The sequence below is a fragment of the uncultured Phascolarctobacterium sp. genome (genome assembly GCF_958349595.1).
In the GTDB taxonomy this organism is placed as follows: Bacteria; Bacillota; Negativicutes; order Acidaminococcales; family Acidaminococcaceae; genus Phascolarctobacterium.
On record NZ_CATWDQ010000017.1, the window covers coordinates 37,879 to 54,662 of the forward strand.

Genomic DNA, 16,784 nt, shown 5'->3' on the forward strand with positions numbered 1-16,784 from the left:
TTTTAACTTAGTAGGAAAAGCTGTATTAAATTTACTTATTTAGTAATTTTTTCGTCAGGCAAGGGACCGGTAGTGAGCCAGAACAGGGCACAGATGAAACCGAGGACATACAGGCCCAGCTGAGTAGAATTCTGACGGGTACTGCGGTTGATATCCATTAAAACAGCGGTATCAGACGGTGTGGCTGCTTTATCGGCAATGTACTTTCTAAAGGTTGCGTCCGGCATAAAGCCGATGGAAGCCTGCGAGCTGATCGCTGTTTGGGCAGCCGGGCTCAGGTCATTGCTGCTTAAAGCGGCATCTTTAAAAGTACCTGTGATCGAGAACAGCATGACTACGCCCAGGATAGCGACGCCGATCGCCTGACCGACATTACGGGTAGCAGTCTGGATACCGCTGGACTGCTGGGCATCGCGGGCATTGACCGCGCCGGCGATAATGTTGGACGATTGTGAAGCGACGAAGCCCTGGCCGGCGCCGAAGAAGAACAGGCCTACATACATCAGCCAGTTGACACCGGAAGGATTTAAGGAAAGAGCCATCGGGATCGTGGACAGAGCCACCATGCCGATACCAATGCGGCAAACCTTTTTAGGAGAAGCATCGGGGCTCAACTTGGGGATACCCATCGAGAAGAAAATCATCGGCAGCGCCATCGCGCTCATAGCAACACCAGTCATAATGGCACTGAAACCTGCAACCAGCTGCAGATAAGTGATGACCAGGAAGAACGACCCGCCGAAGCAGAGGAACAGCATCGCTGTAAGATACAGTCCACTGCGTACCTGCGGCGTCGTTAAAAAGGAGGAAGGAATAAGACAGGAACCATAAGTTTTTTCAACATTACGTTCAATGCGAACCAGTAAGGCCAAAGTCAGCAGGCCTAAAACTGCGATAAACAGTGCCGGCGACATCCCGAACAGTGTCAAAGCAGTACCGCCGATAACCGGAGGAGCGATCGGAGCGATCAGGCCCCAAACGGGGATCTTGCTGATGCCGATGATGAGCAGGAACAAGCCTGCAACTGCCACTACAGTGCCTTTCAGGTCAAAGCGGACCTTTTCTTCAGGCAGCGGCACGTCACCGACTAAGAGCGAACCGGCGAGGACGATGGCAAAATATACTGCCATGCAGGTAAAGGCGATACGCCAATCGAAAGTATCGATCAGAAAACCGGCGGCGATAGGACCCAGGCAGGAAGCTACGCCGGTAGCAGCGCCGATAGCGCCGAAGGCGAAAGCTCTGTCGTTGCCTTTATACAGGCCGGGAATAAGTCCGAGTACAGAAGGGATCAGGAAGCTGGCGCCGATACCGACCAGTAAGCGGCCGCCCCAGGTAAAAAGGAAAATGTTGCTGGAAAACGCTACAACCAGTTCGCCGATAGCGCACATGGCGGCGCCGGCGCGGAAAGTTTTTTTCCAGCCGACGATCAAGCCGACCATACCGCCGACGATCATCAGGCAGCCTGCGCATAAGGAGTAAATGATATTTGCCAGCTGGATATCCGACATCGTCGCATTTAAACTGGCGAGTAAAGAAGCTGTGGCGACGGTAAGTACCGAATTATCGCCAGAGGTTCCGATCTGGGCCATGACCAGAGGAAAGAGACCAAGAAACTTATACTTGTTGAGAGCTGTGCTAGTAGACATAATGACCTCCCCAAAACTTTAGATTTTAAATATCTTGCAAGATTTCTTCTTGTCTTTATTGTAAAACTTGGGGTAGAATAAGTATAATACTAGTTTAAATATGTACTCATAACCATTTTGTTATGAAAGGAGACCGCTATGGATCTATTGCAGCTCAAGTATTTTAAAGTAGTAGCCGAACAGGAACATATTACTAAATCGGCCAAGCTGTTGATGGTATCGCAGCCTTATCTCAGCGCGCTTATCGGCCGTCTGGAAGAAGAAATGGGCGGGCAGCTGTTTGACCGCGATGGCCGCAGAGTCGTGTTGAACGAATACGGCAAGATTCTTTTACATCACGTCAATGAAGCCCTGCAGCATCTGGAAGACGCTAAAAAAGAGATCTCGGACATGCGCTCGCGCGATACCAAATATATCCGTCTAGGCAGCAGCAGTACCATGCTTTCCAAACGCTGGCTGGTCGATTTTCTTAAGGAACATGAAGATATTCGCTTAGCGCATTTATTGTCACCACACAGTGATATTATGGAAGGGCTGCTCAGCGGCCGCTTTGATTTTGGCCTGACGACCAATAAGTTCGACCACCCCAGAATAATTTCCATACCCTTGTGGAAAGACCGGTATACCGTGCTGGTCGGAGCTAAACATCCTATGTCCAGACGTAAAAAGATCTATCTTAAGGATCTGAAAGACGAAAAGATCTGTGCCCTGCCGGAAGACCAGAGCAAGCTGCGCATTGTTGATGAACTGTGTAAAAAGACTGACATTGAGCTGGATTTTGTGTTGGAAGGCAATGTCGAAGTTTTAAGTGATTATATGCGTGAAGGCAGAGGCGTTTCCTTTGGCCTGGCCAGTGCTAAAGATACCTATATCGACATCTGTTCTATTCCTTTGGCCGACGAGGTCGGTGAAGTAAGTATTTACCTGTCATGGTGCGGCGAGCGTTATCTCACCAATTCTATGCTGACCCTGCAGCGCTATCTGAGTGACGTAGGGCGCAGGATCGAAAGTGAGCTGTAAGCAGATTGCCGCAGAAGATAAAAATATAGTGAACAAATAAAACAGCCCGTAGCTTTTGCTGCGGGTTGTTTTATTTGTGTTTGAACGTACTACCTGTTTGTATATGGATTTTTATTTGTTTAAAAATCACCAACTGTGTATTACTGCTAACTTCGGCGGCTGACAAGCTTTTGACCTGCGCAGACGTCGACAGTTGTAAAGCTGCTGGCGTAATGCGCAGGGCAAGACACTCGCAAAGTTTTACTTACAGCAAAAGTAAGTGTCTTGCGGGGGGGTACAAGTGTGATATAATAGGTGCGAACATTATTTTAACAAATGTTTTTAAAGTTTTAGTAAATAAAATCAGACTTTCAGTAAAATAAGACAAAGAAGGAACAATATTTTCAGCAGCGCAGAGTGGAGGTGTAAGGGTGTATGACGAAAAATGCCTGATGTGTATCGGCGGCAATATCCGCTTTCTGCGCATGGCCAGACAGCTGAGCCAGCAGGAGCTGGCACAGCGTATAGATGTCAGCCAGACCCATCTGAGTAATCTGGAACGTAACCATGTCAACGTCAACCTGAAGCTGCTGCTGCGTATCGCCAATGTGCTGGAATGCCCGCTGGAAGTATTTTTAGATACCCAGACGGCGCTGGACTGGGGCAAAGAGCAGGCTGAAAAGGAAACTCCTGCAGAAGTCTATACGCTGGAGGAGGTGCGGCAGCTTTTGCAGCTTGTAAGGCTGTCGCACAGGTAAAACGCTGTAACCGCGGCAACAGCTGCGGAGGATATATTAAATTTACCAGACAGGGAGGCGGTCAGGTATAAACAAAGCAGCCCAAAGAAAATTTTAGATAGAGAGAGGAGGAGTAAGGTGCCCGAACAAATACATCTTGGTTTCGGCATTGATAAGAATTTTGGCAAATTCGCCGGCATCACCATCACCTCGCTGGTGCATAACAATATGTACACTGATTTAGTTGCGCACATCGTCTATGACGAACTGTTGCCGGAGGATATGGAAAAATTACAGCAGATGGAAGTTTTATACCGTAATTTAACACTGCGCTTTTATCAGATCACAAGTACCGAGGGTATGACCTTCATTGTGCCTTCCGGCCATATCACGCAGGCCATGTATTATCGCTATCTGTTTGCCGATCTGTTGCCATCAGAGATAACAAAGATCATCTATCTTGATGCGGACATCATCTGTAAGGGCGACATTTTATCCTTGTGGCAGACGGACTTGCAGGGTAAGGTTTTAGGTGCTGTACGCGACTGGGGCGAAGCCAAAAGCTGCGACCGTATCGGTCTGAAAAACGGCCGCTATTTTAACTCCGGAGTGCTGCTGATGAATCTGACTAAGTGGCGGCAGCAAAAACTGACGCAGAAGCTGTTTCAGTGGCTGGAGCAGGTCGGCGATACCAAGATCCTCTGGGGCGATCAAGATGCGCTCAACGGCGTTATCGACGGCGAGTTTACAGAACTGCCCAAGAAGTACAACTGCATCATCATCAATAATACCTTGCTGAAAGCAGGTGCGGAAGATGTGATCGTGCATTATATCGACTACGTGAAGCCCTGGCATATTTACTATTACGATAGTGATGAAAAAAAGCTGTATTGGCAGTATGTCAAAAAGTCGTTGTGGAGCGATCTGCAGCCTGTTGATGGCAATACGGTAGAAACGGCGCTGCTGACGGCGCGTTTGCTGCATAACCGTGGCGAGTACCAGAAGGCGGCCTCGTATTACGAAGCCGTGCTGAAATACCTGCTTGGGGATAAATATTTTTAAAGACGTTAAGAAGAAATAAAGATAAATCAAATTACAAAAACCTAGGGAAGAAGGATGAAAATGAGTAGAAAACAAATGCTGGCAAAAAAGGTGGCCCATACCTTGCTGGCCATGTCGATCGTATCGGCCAGCGGACTGAACTTGTGGGCTGGCACCGCCTGGGCGGCTGACAATGGACAAGATGGCAATGATGATATTCGCAATGGTGTTGTGATCAGTGATGCCTATAACGAAACTGTAGGGGGTACAGCTGATACAGATGGTAAAGACGGTACCCAGGGTACTGATGCAAATGACGATGGCGGTAATGGCGGCAAAGGCGGTAATGCCAGCCTCAGCGGTACTTTGACTGTTAACGATAGCAGTAAAGCTGTCAGCTTAACGGTGCAGGGTGGTAAAGGTGGGGCTGGTGGGGCCAATCCTGCTCGTACTGATGTCAGTACCGGCAACGGCGGTGCTGGAGGCAGTGCCGAGCTGCAGTTGACTGTTGCTGGCGAGGTACAGACCGGTGCCCTGGTACTGACAGCTTCGGCTGGTACTGGCGGTGCTGGTGGCATGGCGGGTGAAGGATCGGTCATCCCGGTGAATGGTGCTGTTTTGGGTGGCGGTGGTGCTGGTGGTAATGCTGCAGCGGGCATAGCCATAACTGATGGCAGTCTGAAGGCAGACAGCATTACACTGGCTGCCACTGCCGGGAATGCTGGCAGTTATGCTTGGACTGCTTGTTGGGGGAAAGACAACCAAGGCAGTAATGGTGCTAAAGCTGGTACTGCCTCTATTAAGGGCCTTGTTTTGAGCGGTCAGCAGGCAGAGGTAAAGGTGGCAAATAATATTGTGATCACCGGTACAGGCGGTAGGGGCGGCTCCGGTGGTTCTAATTATGGCTCAGTCGGACTGGCTGCTGTTGGCGGCGCTGCCGAAGCCTATGGTCTGGTTGCAGCAGGCAGCGGTGCTTACAGCGTACAGTTTGCGGACTTGACACTGAAGGCTACCGGCGGTACTGGTGGTAATGGTGGTAATGCTAGTATGTTCCAGGGTGGTACGAATAATAGCCACGGTGATAATTACATGAGTACTGACGGCGCTGACGGCGGCAGTGCTGTAGGTAAGGGACTGCTTGTAGAAAGCGGTGTTGTACAGCTGACGGCCAATAATATTAACATTACGGCGGCTGGTGGGAATGGCGGCAATGCTGGGAGTAATAATACAGCCAATAGGCAAGATGCTGCTGCTAAGGTTGCTAACGCCGGGCAGGGCGGAATGGCTTCAGCAACAGGTATTGAAGTTACAGGCGGTTTAGCGGATAAGCTGTCAGTAGGAGCAATTAAAGCTACAGCGACTGGCGGTGCTGGTGGTTGGGGTGCTCAAGGTAGTTATGATTCTGTGAATGATGGTACTGATGGTGACCAGGGAGGCATTGGCGGCGCTGGCGGTGAAGCCTATGCTTATGGCCTGTTCAGCAGCAGCAGTACGAAAATAACAGCTGACAGTATTGCTGCAGAAGCTACAGGCGGAGTTGGTGGTTACGGCGGTGCTGGTGGCAGCAGTACGGTTTATAGTAGTAGCCTCGTTGCCGGTTCTGGTGCTAAAGGCAGCACTGGTGGCAGCGGCAGCAATGCTTATGCTTATGGTATTTGGAGCAGCAGTGCTGCAGAAGTGACTGCAGGCAGTATCAGCGCTAAAGCTACAGGCGGCACAGGCGGCACAGGCGGCAATGGTGGCCAAGGTAGTCAAAGCGGAGTTGGCGGCAGCGGTGGCAGTGGCGGTCAGGCAATGGCTTATGGTGTGTATGGCAGTGGTAGTACGCTTATTACTGCCGATAGCATCAGTGTTGAGGTAACAGGCGGTGCCGGCGGTGCCGGTGATGCTGGCGGGAGTGGTAATGCTGGCATGAGTGGTAAAAGTGCTAGTTCGACTGCACCTGGTACCGTTGGTGAAAATGGAAGCAGTGGTGCCGAGGGCGGTAGTGGAGGCACTGGTGGATTGGCAACTGCCTATGGTCTGCACAGCAGCGGCGGGATCACCATATTGACCGCAGAGAATATCAATGTTCAGGCAACAGGTGGTGTTGGTGGCAACGGTGGGAAAGGTGGTGCTGGCGGCCGAGGTGGATATGGTGGATATGGTAATAGTAGTTTTGTCGGCAGTAATGGCAACTTAGGCGATGGTTATGACGGTGGCGACGGTGGCGACGGCGGCGATGGTGGTTCTGGTGGTGCTGGCGGCAGTGCTGTGGCCTATGGCTTGCACAGCAGCGGCGGGATTACGATACTGACAGCAGACAGCATCACTGCTCAGGCCAGTGGAGGAACAGGTGGTTCTGGTGGAGCTGGTGCTTTAGGAGGAATGGGTGGTTCTGGAGGGAATGGGTATTCTAGTGGTAATAATAATGGTCAAGACGGTACATCAGGTACCGTCGGTCAGCAAGGTCAGGACGGACAGCAGGGCGCACAGGCCGAAGCCTATGGCGTGTATGCCGAAAAGGGCGCTGTGATCACTTTGAGCGCCAAGACTGATGGCGGCACGATCACTATCGGCGCTAAAGCAGAAAATGCCCAAAGCACGAAAGCCTATGCCATCTATGCCGATAATGCCACAGTACTGTTTAATGACAATGCTGTTTTAAACAGTGACGGCTCGTCTACTGATAATGATGTTATCACTTACCTGAACAATGCGACTTTGGGCTTTGGTACTCCAGGTGAAGGTCAGGCGGTTGGCCGTACTATTAACGGCGGTACTTTGCAGCTGGCGGGCAGCAATACCTTTAAAGTTGCTACCGATTTGACAAATAGTACTGCCCCTGCTGCCGATAAATTTACTTTCAACAGTCTGGCAGCTGACAGCAGCACGGCACCGCAGTACATCACTGTTGGTTATGACAAAGCTTTTGACGGCAGCAAGCTGGACAGCTTTATCGGCGATGTGACGGTGCTGACAGTAACTAATTTGGCTGCTGGCCAGAATTTAAATAACTTTGTCGGCAAAGCCAGCGAAATGGACGACCCCCTGACCAGATTCCTGGCAACGCCGACCGTAGCAGTGAGCGGTAATGATGTCAAGATCACGCAAATAGATTTTGAAGAAGCCGGCGCATCCGAAACAGTGATGACGGCAGCTGACGCGCAGATGTCGATCGGCAATCTGTGGCGCGTTGAGGGCAACAACCTGATGAAACGCATGGGCGACCTGCGCAGCGACCCGGAAGCTGCTGAGGGCGGCGTTTGGGCCCGTTACTACAGGGGTGAAATGAGCGCCGACAGCGCCTATGACCGCAGTTTTGATCAGGATTATACAGCCTTCCAGGGCGGTATCGACAAGGTGCAGGATTATAAGGGCGGCAAGCTCTATACAGGTATCGCCGTCAACCGCATCGACGGTAATGCCAGCTACAACAGCGGCAGCGGCGACCTGAGCAGTACCGGCGTAGGCGTATATGCCAGCTGGCTGGGCAGTAAAGGCCATTATCTGGATGTTATCGCCCGTGGCAGCAAGCTTGCCAACGACTTTAAGCTGGTAGACAGAAGCGGTAATACTGCAAAAGGTGATTATGATACCTGGGCTTATGGTATCAGCGCCGAATACGGTTACAGGCAAAATCTGCAGGGCGGCTGGTTCGTAGAGCCGCAGGCAGAATTGAGTCTGGGACGTATCGGCAGTGCCGATTATACCATGTCCAACGGTACACAGATCAGTCAGGACGCAGTCAACAGCGCTGTGACCCGGATAGGTGTTTTGAGTGGTAAGGAATTTACCATGAACGGACGGCAGGGCAACGCTTATCTTAAAGCCTCGCTGCTGCATGACTTTGGCGGCAACGGCGGCGGAGCGGCCTATTATAACGGCAGAAGCACCGTTGTGGAAAGCGCTGATATGAGCGGTACCTGGTGGGAAATTGGTCTGGGCGCTAATCTGGGAATCGCCAAAAACAGCAACCTGTATTTTGACGCCTTGAAAACCTTTGGCGGCGACCTGCGTACAGAATGGCAGTTCAACGCCGGGTTACGGTTTACGTTCTAAGTGATTGTGAATTGATTTTTCAAAATTGCAGATAAAAATAAAGTACCTGATATGGAAGAGTAGCCATATCAGGTACTTTTTACATGAAATGAGCCGGTTAGTATTTATCACTGTTGTACTGCAAGTTACAAAGCAATTTTGTTGGCGAAATGAATTTTATTTATTTATCAGTATTTTATATCAGAAAAATATTGACAAATATAGTATTATATACTATATTGGAACTAGAATAAGTCTTGAAAGATGGAAGAACAGATAAAATTTTTCGTAGAATTTATGATTTGCAGATATAATACCTTTGTTCTGAAGACAGAAAGCGTAGTTTGAGCTGTGGTATCCCCAGCAGGGAGCAGCATTTAAACATGTGCGTATGCGGACGCGTTATTCCGTAAATATAAATAATCAGGAGGATAGGAATATGAGAAGTATCACAACATTAGACCTGCAATATGCCCACAGATTTTATGGTTTTAAAGGTGAAGCTCAGTATCTGCACGGACATTCTGGTATTTTGACGATCGAAGTAGAGGATTCTGTTGAACCCGGCGTCAACATGGTGTTTCCTTGTAACGAAATCCAAAAAACAGCTTGGGACGTTTTAAAAAATTTTGACCATGCGCTGATTTTGAGGGAAGATGATCCGTTGCTGCCGGCCGTACTTGATGTTTACGAAAAACAGGGCATCCGCAATGGCGCACCGCAGAATCAGATGAAGGGCGCTGCTTTTAAAACAGAGCTGGCAACTGCATACCCTGATTGCCGTCTGGTGGTCACTAAAGAAACAATGACAGTTGAAGGCATGATCAAAATCGTCTATGATCTGCTTAAGGACAAGCTGAATATTGCCAAGATCACTTTTGTCAGTGGTGTCAATACTGCTTCGGCAGAGTTTGTAACGAAAAATAAAATCGATCGCTGCCCGCTCTGCGGCATTGCCCTGAATGAAAACGGCGTTTGCCCGAAGTGTGGTTACAGGAAAAATTAATAACTGATTGCAGCAAAAAAGCAACAGCTGAAAAGCTGTTGCTTTTTATTTTAGTTAGTTTTACAGCATTTGCCAAAAGATGTAAAGCAGTTTGAGAGCATAAACAAAAATAACAGCGCCGCAGATACGGTTGATCCACTGCAGGTGTGAGGGACGCAGTTTGCGGCAGCAGGTTTTGAAAATACCGATCAACATGAAAAACCACAGACAGGAAGCCGTAATAACGCCGCTGATAAAGTAAGTGGCAGTATCGGCAGGCAATGAGGAACGAAATGCTCCCAGCATCAGCGTGCCGTCGATGACGGCCTGTGGGTTGAACCAGGTAACTGTAAAGGCCAGTGAAACTGTTTGCCAGAGCGTAGGTTTGTTCTCATCAGACGCATTTGCCTCTATCTGCGCATGCATCAGCTGCCAGGCCAGATAGAGTAAAATCAGACCGCCGCCGCAGAGCAGAGCTTTTTGCAGCAGCAGACTGTGTTCGATGATGAGGCCGATGCCCCAAAAGCAGGCCAGCGCCAGACTGATATCGAAGCAGGCGACGATACCGGCTGTAGCGAGGGCCGTGCCTAAAGGCGCGTTAAGCGCCGTATTGATAACGAAAAGATTTTGGGCGCCGATAGGGGCAAGATAAGCCAAACCTATGGTAAGCCCCTGTAAAAAGATATCCAAAACAGATCTCCTTTAATAACAATATAGAAGCTTTAAATCAGATCACGGCCTGCAGCAGTGCAAAGACTGCTGCACCGCTGACTATTGCCAGCCCCAATGATTTTGTTTTATAGACCAGCGGGAAGATGATAACGGTGGACCAGAGATACAGGTTGTGCAGACCCAGGTCAAAGCTGCCTGCCGGTAAAAAAACATCGGGCAGGACCAGTGCTCCGAAAATAGCCGTCGGCACATAGGTAAGCCAGGTTTTGAACCAGCGCGGCACAGGTTTGCCGGCCAGCAGCAGAAAGGGAATGATACGGGAAATATAGGTGACGCCCATCATGATGAAAATAGCGCCCCAGATATATTCAGCGGACATTGTCGGCACCTCCTGCATGACGTTCGGTAATATAGCAGGCGGCGCCGGAGGCGGCCAGGGTTGCGAGCACGATGTGCAGCTTATAAGGGACAATCTGTGAAAGCAGGATCGCCAGAACTCCGGAAATCAGGCCGGTGATGATCATTTTGCGGTCACTGAGATAGTTGACCCAGATACCGAGGAACATGGCGATCAGCAGATAGGATACCAGTTCGGTCGGCGGATTGAGCCAGGCGGCGGCATAGCAGCCAAGCGCGTTGCTGAGCGACCAGACGGCGCAGGAGGTAACGTTGAGCCCCAGTGCTTCTTCACCTGTCCAGCGGGGAGCGGTCTCTGTTTCAAAGGCGTTCAGATTGACGGCGAAGGTTTCGTCAGTGATGCCATGAGCATAACCAATGAGAAAGTTTTTGCTGCGGCCGTCAAAAAAATTCATCAGCGTAGAGCTGAATAGAAGATGACGCAGATTGACGATAAAAATAGTGAGGCCGATAGAAACGAGTGCCGCACCCTGAGCCATCATGGCGATACCGATGAACTGGCCGGAGCCGGCGAAAACCAGTACGCTCATGCCAAAGGCTTCGAGCGGGGTGAGGCCTGCCTGCTGCGCCAGGATGCCGCAGGCAATGCCAAGGGCCAGATAGCCGATGGCGATGGGAATAAGTTTTTGCAGGACACGCCTGTTGATTGTTATAGCTGACACGAATGGACACTCCCCTTATTTAAAACGACTTCTTCTATTATAACTTATTTTGCATGGATAAGAAACCGGGAAAAGTGTTATATTTATTACGGCGCAGGAAATTTTTTTGGCTGGAGACGTTGTTTGCTGCGGCGACGCTTGCGTTTTGACGGAGAACTGAGTAAAATAATATAAATAAGGACTAATTTGATTTAAGCAGATGTTTGTATATACATACAACGCTAAGGAGGTTTTTTAGATGACACAGATCAGACCGTTCTGCGGGCTGCGTCCGGTGCCGGAATATGCGGCCGAGATCGCCGCTTTGCCTTATGACGTGATGGATACGGAAGAGGCGCGGCAGATCCTTAATAAGAACCCGCTGAGTTTTTTGCGGGTAACAAAATCAGAAGCGACGATGTCGGAATGTATCGATCCGCACAGCCAGGCAGTTTATAAAATGGCTAAAGCGAATCTTGACAGGTATCTGGCCGACGGGCAGATGAAGAAGGATACTACGCCCTGCTACTATATTTACCGTCAGCAGATGGGACAGCATATCCAGATCGGTCTCGTAGCCGCAGCGTCGGTAGAGGAATACCGCGAGAATATTATCAAAAAGCACGAATTGACCAGGCATGACAAAGAGCAGGACCGGGTCAACCATATTCTGGCTACAGAAGCGCAGACCGGCGCTGTTTTTTTGACTTATAAGGGCAAGCCCGAGATCAATACGTATATTTTGAGCCTGATGGGGGCAAAAAAACCGGTATATGATTTTACTTCGGAAGACGGAGTGCAGCATACTCTGTATGTGGTGGATAACCTGATGGAGATCGCCGAGCTGACCCGCCTGTTTGAAGATGTGCCGGCGCTGTATATTGCCGACGGCCATCACCGGAGTGCGGCGGCTATGCGGGTGGCGGACGAGCTGAGTAAGAGGCCGGAGCATAGTGCCAATGAAGATTACAATACTTTTTTAGCGGTTATTTTTCCTGACAGTATGATGCAGATCATGGACTACAACCGTTTGGTAAAAGATCTGAATGGCCTGTCTATGGAGGAGTTTTTGAATAAGGTTGGCGAGAAATTTGAAATCAGCGAGCTGGAAGGCGGACCGAAGCCGGAAGAACGGCATCAGTTCAGCATGTATCTGACCGGTAAATGGCGCCGTCTGACAGCGAAAGAAGACACTTTTGCTGCTGATGATGTGATCGAGTCGCTGGACGTTTCGATATTGCAGAATAATCTGCTGGCGCCGATTTTGGGTATCAAAGATCCGCGCACGGATGAACGTATCAATTTTATGGGTGGTATCCGCGGACTGGACGCTTTGGCGGCTAAAGTAGACGAGGGTGCTTACAGCGTAGCCTTTGCCATGTATCCCACGTCGATGGAGGAGCTGATCAAGGTAGCCGATGCCGGTAAGATCATGCCGCCGAAATCGACCTGGTTTGAACCTAAGCTGCGCGATGCGATGGTCGTGCATTTGATCGGAGAAGATGAATAATGAAACGTATCTATAATTTTAACGCCGGCCCGGCTATGCTGCCGCTGGAAGTGCTGCAGGAAGTACAGGCCGAGCTGCTGGATCTGCAGGGCAGCGGTATGTCGATTTTGGAAATGAGCCACCGTGCGCCGGTTTATGAAAAGATCAACGCCGAGGCGGAAACCGATATCAAAGAGCTTTTGGGTTTGGGTGACGACTATTGCGTCCTCTTTATGGGCGGTGGCGCCAGCTTGCAGTTTTCGATGGTACCAATGAATTTTTTAGGCGCCGGGCAAACTGCTGCTTATGCTGTGACCAGCAATTTTTCGGATAAAGCTGTCAAAGAGGCGGAAAAAGTAGGCAATGTCGTTGTTCCGTTCAGCAGCAAGGCTGAAAAGTACGACCGGGTACCGCAGCCGGGTGAGATCAGGCTGCCGGAGAACTGCGCTTATCTGCATATTACGGCTAATAATACGATCGAAGGCACGGAATACAGCGTTTATCCTGAAACCGGCGAGGTGCCGCTGATCGCTGATATGTCTTCGGATATTTTGAGTAAACCGATCCCGGCGGAGAAGTTTTCGCTGATCTATGCCGGTGTGCAGAAGAATATCGGACCTGCCGGAGCAGTAGCGGTCATTGCTCGCAGAAAATTTATTGAGGGACGTTCTAAAGCTCTGCACAGTATGCTCAATTATGAAATCCATATGAATAACAATTCACTGTATAATACGCCGCCGGCTTTTGCGGTTTATATTGTTGGCAAGGTCGCCAAGTGGCTGAAAGCCCAGGGCGGACTGGTGATGATGGAGCAGCGTAATGCGGCGAAGGCGAAGATCGTTTATGATGTGATCGATATGTATCCTGACTTTTTCCGCGGTTTTGCCAAGGCTGACAGCCGTTCGATGATGAACGTGACTTTTGGCCTGCCGACTGAAGAACTGGAAAAAAGCTTTGCGGCCGAGGCAGAGGAGCTTGGTATGGGCGGACTGAAGGGACACCGCAGTGTTGGCGGCTTGAGAGCTTCGATCTACAACGCGATGCCGCTGGATGGCTGCGAGAAGCTGGCAGAATTTATGGAAGCTTTTTATAAAATACATAAATAATATTGACCGGGAAATAGTAGACGCTGCTTGCTCAAAAACAGGCGGCGTTACTTTTTACCTGAATTGGTTTGAGGGAAGGGCAGCAAATGCGATATGATTTACTGATCAAAAACGGGTATGTGGTAGATTATGCAACAGGACGTGAAGGTTATTTTGATGTGGCGGTGCAAAACGGTCTGGTGACGGCTGTCGAAAGCAGTATCAGCGGCAGTGCGGCGCAGGAAATCGATGCGTCAGGGAAGCTGATACTGCCAGGGCTGGTGGATTCCCATGTACACGCTTCGGCCTGGCTGGGCGGCAGCTATGCTCATGCGATGCTGATCAAGGCCGGTGTGACCAGTGCTTTGGATATGTCGGGGCCAGGAACCAGTGTGTTGGAGTTGGCACGTGACTATGGTGTTGGGCTCAATCTGGCGACGATAGAATATGTGCGGCCTGGACATACTGTCAGCACTGCCGATCCTTCGGCAGCAGAACTGCAGGAGTTGCTGGAGCGGGTCCTGCGGCAGGGGTCTTTAGGCATTAAGCTGCTGGGAGGTCATTATCCGCTGACAGTGGCGGCGACGGCCAGAGCGATCAAGACAGCGGCGGGCATGGGAGCATATACGGCTTTTCACGCCGGAACGGCCGAGCATGGTTCCAATATTGAAGGGATGTTGGAGGCTGTGGAGCTGGCAGACGGTAATCCCTTGCATTTAGCACATATTAACGCTTATTGCCGCGGCACGGTACGGCCGGAAACGGAAGAAACTGAGCTGGCTCTTAAAGCATTGCTGGACAACCCCAATATTTCCTGTGAGTCATATTTATCACCGCTCAATGGTACCAGTGCCGAAATCATTGATGGTCTGCCGGGGAGTATGGTTACACGCCGCTGCCTGAAAACCGGCGGCTTTACTGAGGATGAGGCTGGAATGGAGGCTGCGCTTCTGACCGGCTGGGCACAGGTCAACTATCCGCAGGGACAGGAAATGACTTTGCTGACTGGTGAGCCGGCCAGGGATTATTGGCTTGAACAGAAAACACTGGTGTCCGTAAGTTTTGCAGTCAACCCTGTAGGGCCACGGGTACGGCTGGCAACGGCCAAAAAGGCTGACGGTGGTTTTATTGTGGACGCGATCAGTACCGACGGCGGTGGTATTCCCCGAAACGTGCTGCTGCCGGCTGGTCTTGCTTTAGTAGATCTGGGTGGACTGACGCTGCAGGAGTTGGTGGCGAAGATCAGCTACTTGCCGGCACAGATGTTGGGGCTGACGAATAAAGGCAGTTTGGCAGCAGGCTGGGATGCCGATATTACGATCGTTGACAGACTGCGGCGCAGTGCTTTTGCTACGATCATCGGCGGACAAGTCTGCTATATAGATGGCAAGATTTTAGGGCGTGGCGGCAGGATAATTACGACGGCTGCCGGGGCGGACTATGTACGCAGTCAGGGGCTGGAGCCTTTGATCGTGGATTTGGCTGACAGCAGTGTGCTGCGGAAAGCACGAAAATAAAAAGTGTGAAAAATAAACAACCTGACTTCAAGCAAACTTGAAAGCAGGTTGTTTATTTTTTTATTGGGGTTGTGACCTTGTAAGGCCGCAGCAGATTATAGAGCGGCAGCAGGTACAGGTAAAAGGCGAACCAGATCGAAGCATTGCCGGCGCCTATGGTAGCGAGCGGTACAGCGCAGGCTATGGACCAGGGGATAAGCGCAGCGACGACGATGGTACTGTTTTCCAGGTCGAGGGCCAGTTGATAGTTATTTGCGGCACTGTCCTTATGCAGCTGATAGGTAAGGATACTGCTGAGGGTCTGGTTGCAGGTCGCCATACTGGTGATAGTAGCAGTTAGTAAAACGCTGCCGTAAGGCGTTATTTTCTGTTCAAGACGCGCGATTAGGGACTGCGTGGTATCCAAAAAGCCTGTCGCTTCAAAAATCCCGGCGTAGGCTGAAGAAAGCAGGATGATCACACTGACTGTAAACATGGAAACGATACCGCCGCCGCTGAGTACCAATGCTAACTGGGGGTCGGCGGGATGGAAGCCGTAAAACATGATCGCCGCCAGCTCGCTGAGGCTGATGTTCTGCAAATACAGACAGAGCAGACTGCCGGTGACGATACTGGCAGCCATCGTCAGGCGGACCCTGATTTTACACAGAGAGAGGAGAATGATCAAAAGCGCCGGGATAATAGTAGTCCAGTGCAGATCAAAATTTTGCGGAAACAGCGTATATAAAGACGTTTCGCTTACGGTGCCGGTGCCGGTAAAGCCCAGCAGGGCATAAAGGGAGCAGGTAAGCAGAAAAGGTAACAGTGCCGATCTGAACATATTTTTGATATTACGGTAAATATCTGTCTGTGTCAGTTCGCTGATCAATAAAGCGCTGGTTGACATAGGCGAACAGCGGTCGCCGAAATAAATACCTGATAGAATCGCGCCGCCTGTAAAAGTGGGATCGATGCCGCTGGCTTTGGCGATCGACATACAGATAATGCCAATCGTGGCCGCAGTGCCGAAGGACGTACCTGTTAAAAGAGAAACGAAGCAGCAGAGCAGAAAGACTATCAAAATAAATATCGATGGCAAAAGCAGCGCCGACATATGGTAAATAATGAATGGAATCGTGCCGCAGGCACGCCAGACGGCGGTGATCATACCGATGAGGACAAAGATAAACAGGATATTTTTGATCGTAAGCACACCGCGCCCAGACATACATAAAACCTGTTTTACAGTATAGCCTTTGTTGATGGCATAGCCGAAAAACATCAGATAGCCTAAACCAAGGGCCCAGAGAATAGAATATCCGGCCATAATGCAGCCGAACAGGACAGCGGCGAAAAGAAAGATAATAACGGTTTCCATGATTTTCTCCTGTAACCGGTAAACGTTAGAAATTGTTTGCCGGTCAAGTATAAAATTAATTAATAATATCATACTGCTTGCAGCTGCGCTTGTCTAATAAAAAAGTAAAAAGCCACCCTACAGTGAAGTGCTGTAGAGAAAATAGACAGAAAAAAGAAAAGCGTATCGTAGAATA

The 16,784-nt window shown here is 50.0% G+C and carries 13 protein-coding genes; 8 read left to right on the forward strand and 5 right to left on the reverse strand.

What is annotated here, in order from left to right:
* Window positions 1-35: 35 nt before the first annotated feature.
* Window positions 36-1,649 (reverse strand): MFS transporter, encoded by a 1,614-nt coding sequence (locus tag Q4G98_RS10560; protein WP_298564140.1) that lies wholly within the window; start codon window positions 1,647-1,649, stop codon window positions 36-38.
* A 138-nt stretch (window positions 1,650-1,787) separates the two neighbouring features.
* Here Q4G98_RS10560 and Q4G98_RS10565 point away from each other — a divergent pair, with 138 nt between their 5' ends.
* The 5 genes from Q4G98_RS10565 (at window position 1,788) to Q4G98_RS10585 (ending at window position 9,452) form a co-directional block, all read left to right on the forward strand.
* The gene (locus tag Q4G98_RS10565) at window positions 1,788-2,669 is read left to right on the forward strand and encodes a LysR family transcriptional regulator (RefSeq protein ID WP_177559138.1); all 882 of its coding nucleotides are present in this window, start codon (window positions 1,788-1,790) and stop codon (window positions 2,667-2,669) included.
* Window positions 2,670-3,079: 410 nt separating this feature from the next.
* The gene (locus tag Q4G98_RS10570; protein ID WP_301961974.1) at window positions 3,080-3,406 is read left to right on the forward strand and encodes a helix-turn-helix domain-containing protein; all 327 of its coding nucleotides are present in this window, start codon (window positions 3,080-3,082) and stop codon (window positions 3,404-3,406) included.
* Between the two features lie 117 nt (window positions 3,407-3,523).
* Window positions 3,524-4,447 (forward strand): glycosyltransferase family 8 protein, encoded by a 924-nt coding sequence (locus tag Q4G98_RS10575; protein WP_301961975.1) that lies wholly within the window; start codon window positions 3,524-3,526, stop codon window positions 4,445-4,447.
* A 60-nt stretch (window positions 4,448-4,507) separates the two neighbouring features.
* The gene (locus Q4G98_RS10580; RefSeq protein WP_301961976.1) at window positions 4,508-8,467 is read left to right on the forward strand and encodes an autotransporter outer membrane beta-barrel domain-containing protein; all 3,960 of its coding nucleotides are present in this window, start codon (window positions 4,508-4,510) and stop codon (window positions 8,465-8,467) included.
* A 418-nt stretch (window positions 8,468-8,885) separates the two neighbouring features.
* Window positions 8,886-9,452 carry a 6-carboxytetrahydropterin synthase gene (locus Q4G98_RS10585; protein WP_177560267.1) on the forward strand — a complete coding sequence of 189 codons (567 nt, stop codon included), beginning with the start codon at window positions 8,886-8,888 and terminating at the stop codon, window positions 9,450-9,452.
* Window positions 9,453-9,512: 60 nt separating this feature from the next.
* On the opposite strand, the gene Q4G98_RS10590 is transcribed toward Q4G98_RS10585, so the two are convergent.
* Genes Q4G98_RS10590 through Q4G98_RS10600 form a run of 3 tightly spaced genes read right to left on the reverse strand, consistent with a single transcriptional unit; the run spans window position 9,513 to window position 11,182 of the window.
* A complete protein-coding gene (locus tag Q4G98_RS10590) occupies window positions 9,513-10,121 on the reverse strand; it encodes a LysE/ArgO family amino acid transporter (protein WP_177560270.1) in 609 nt (202 codons plus the stop codon).
* Between the two features lie 37 nt (window positions 10,122-10,158).
* Window positions 10,159-10,482 carry an AzlD domain-containing protein gene (locus Q4G98_RS10595; RefSeq protein WP_177560273.1) on the reverse strand — a complete coding sequence of 108 codons (324 nt, stop codon included), beginning with the start codon at window positions 10,480-10,482 and terminating at the stop codon, window positions 10,159-10,161.
* On the reverse strand, window positions 10,472-11,182 hold the full coding sequence (locus Q4G98_RS10600) for an AzlC family ABC transporter permease (protein ID WP_177560276.1): 711 nt from the start codon (window positions 11,180-11,182) through the stop codon (window positions 10,472-10,474). Before Q4G98_RS10600 ends, Q4G98_RS10595 begins: the two co-directional genes overlap by 11 nt.
* A gap of 238 nt (window positions 11,183-11,420) precedes the next feature.
* Between Q4G98_RS10600 and Q4G98_RS10605 the strand changes: the two genes are divergently transcribed.
* From Q4G98_RS10605 to Q4G98_RS10615, 3 genes are all read left to right on the forward strand, one after another.
* The gene (locus tag Q4G98_RS10605) at window positions 11,421-12,671 is read left to right on the forward strand and encodes a DUF1015 domain-containing protein (protein ID WP_177560279.1); all 1,251 of its coding nucleotides are present in this window, start codon (window positions 11,421-11,423) and stop codon (window positions 12,669-12,671) included.
* Entirely contained in the window at window positions 12,668-13,756 is a 1,089-nt protein-coding gene (gene serC / locus Q4G98_RS10610) for a 3-phosphoserine/phosphohydroxythreonine transaminase (protein ID WP_177560306.1), read from the forward strand. The genes Q4G98_RS10605 and serC overlap by 4 nt, the downstream gene beginning before the upstream one ends.
* A gap of 86 nt (window positions 13,757-13,842) precedes the next feature.
* A complete protein-coding gene (locus Q4G98_RS10615) occupies window positions 13,843-15,252 on the forward strand; it encodes an amidohydrolase family protein (protein WP_177560282.1) in 1,410 nt (469 codons plus the stop codon).
* Window positions 15,253-15,304: 52 nt separating this feature from the next.
* On the opposite strand, the gene Q4G98_RS10620 is transcribed toward Q4G98_RS10615, so the two are convergent.
* Window positions 15,305-16,609, reverse strand: a complete 1,305-nt coding sequence (locus Q4G98_RS10620) for a Na+/H+ antiporter NhaC family protein (protein WP_298562831.1) — start codon at window positions 16,607-16,609, stop codon at window positions 15,305-15,307.
* Window positions 16,610-16,784 lie beyond the last annotated feature (175 nt).

Coding starts and splice junctions, on each gene's coding strand:
- Q4G98_RS10560 (WP_298564140.1), bottom strand. CDS start 1,649: ATGTCTACTAGCACAGCTCTCAACAAGTATAAGTTTCTTGGTCTCTTT.
- Q4G98_RS10605 (WP_177560279.1), top strand. CDS start 11,421: ATGACACAGATCAGACCGTTCTGCGGGCTGCGTCCGGTGCCGGAATAT.
- Q4G98_RS10580 (WP_301961976.1), top strand. CDS start 4,508: ATGAGTAGAAAACAAATGCTGGCAAAAAAGGTGGCCCATACCTTGCTG.
- Q4G98_RS10585 (WP_177560267.1), top strand. CDS start 8,886: ATGAGAAGTATCACAACATTAGACCTGCAATATGCCCACAGATTTTAT.
- Q4G98_RS10565 (WP_177559138.1), top strand. CDS start 1,788: ATGGATCTATTGCAGCTCAAGTATTTTAAAGTAGTAGCCGAACAGGAA.
- Q4G98_RS10595 (WP_177560273.1), bottom strand. CDS start 10,482: ATGTCCGCTGAATATATCTGGGGCGCTATTTTCATCATGATGGGCGTC.
- Q4G98_RS10615 (WP_177560282.1), top strand. CDS start 13,843: ATGCGATATGATTTACTGATCAAAAACGGGTATGTGGTAGATTATGCA.
- Q4G98_RS10620 (WP_298562831.1), bottom strand. CDS start 16,609: ATGGAAACCGTTATTATCTTTCTTTTCGCCGCTGTCCTGTTCGGCTGC.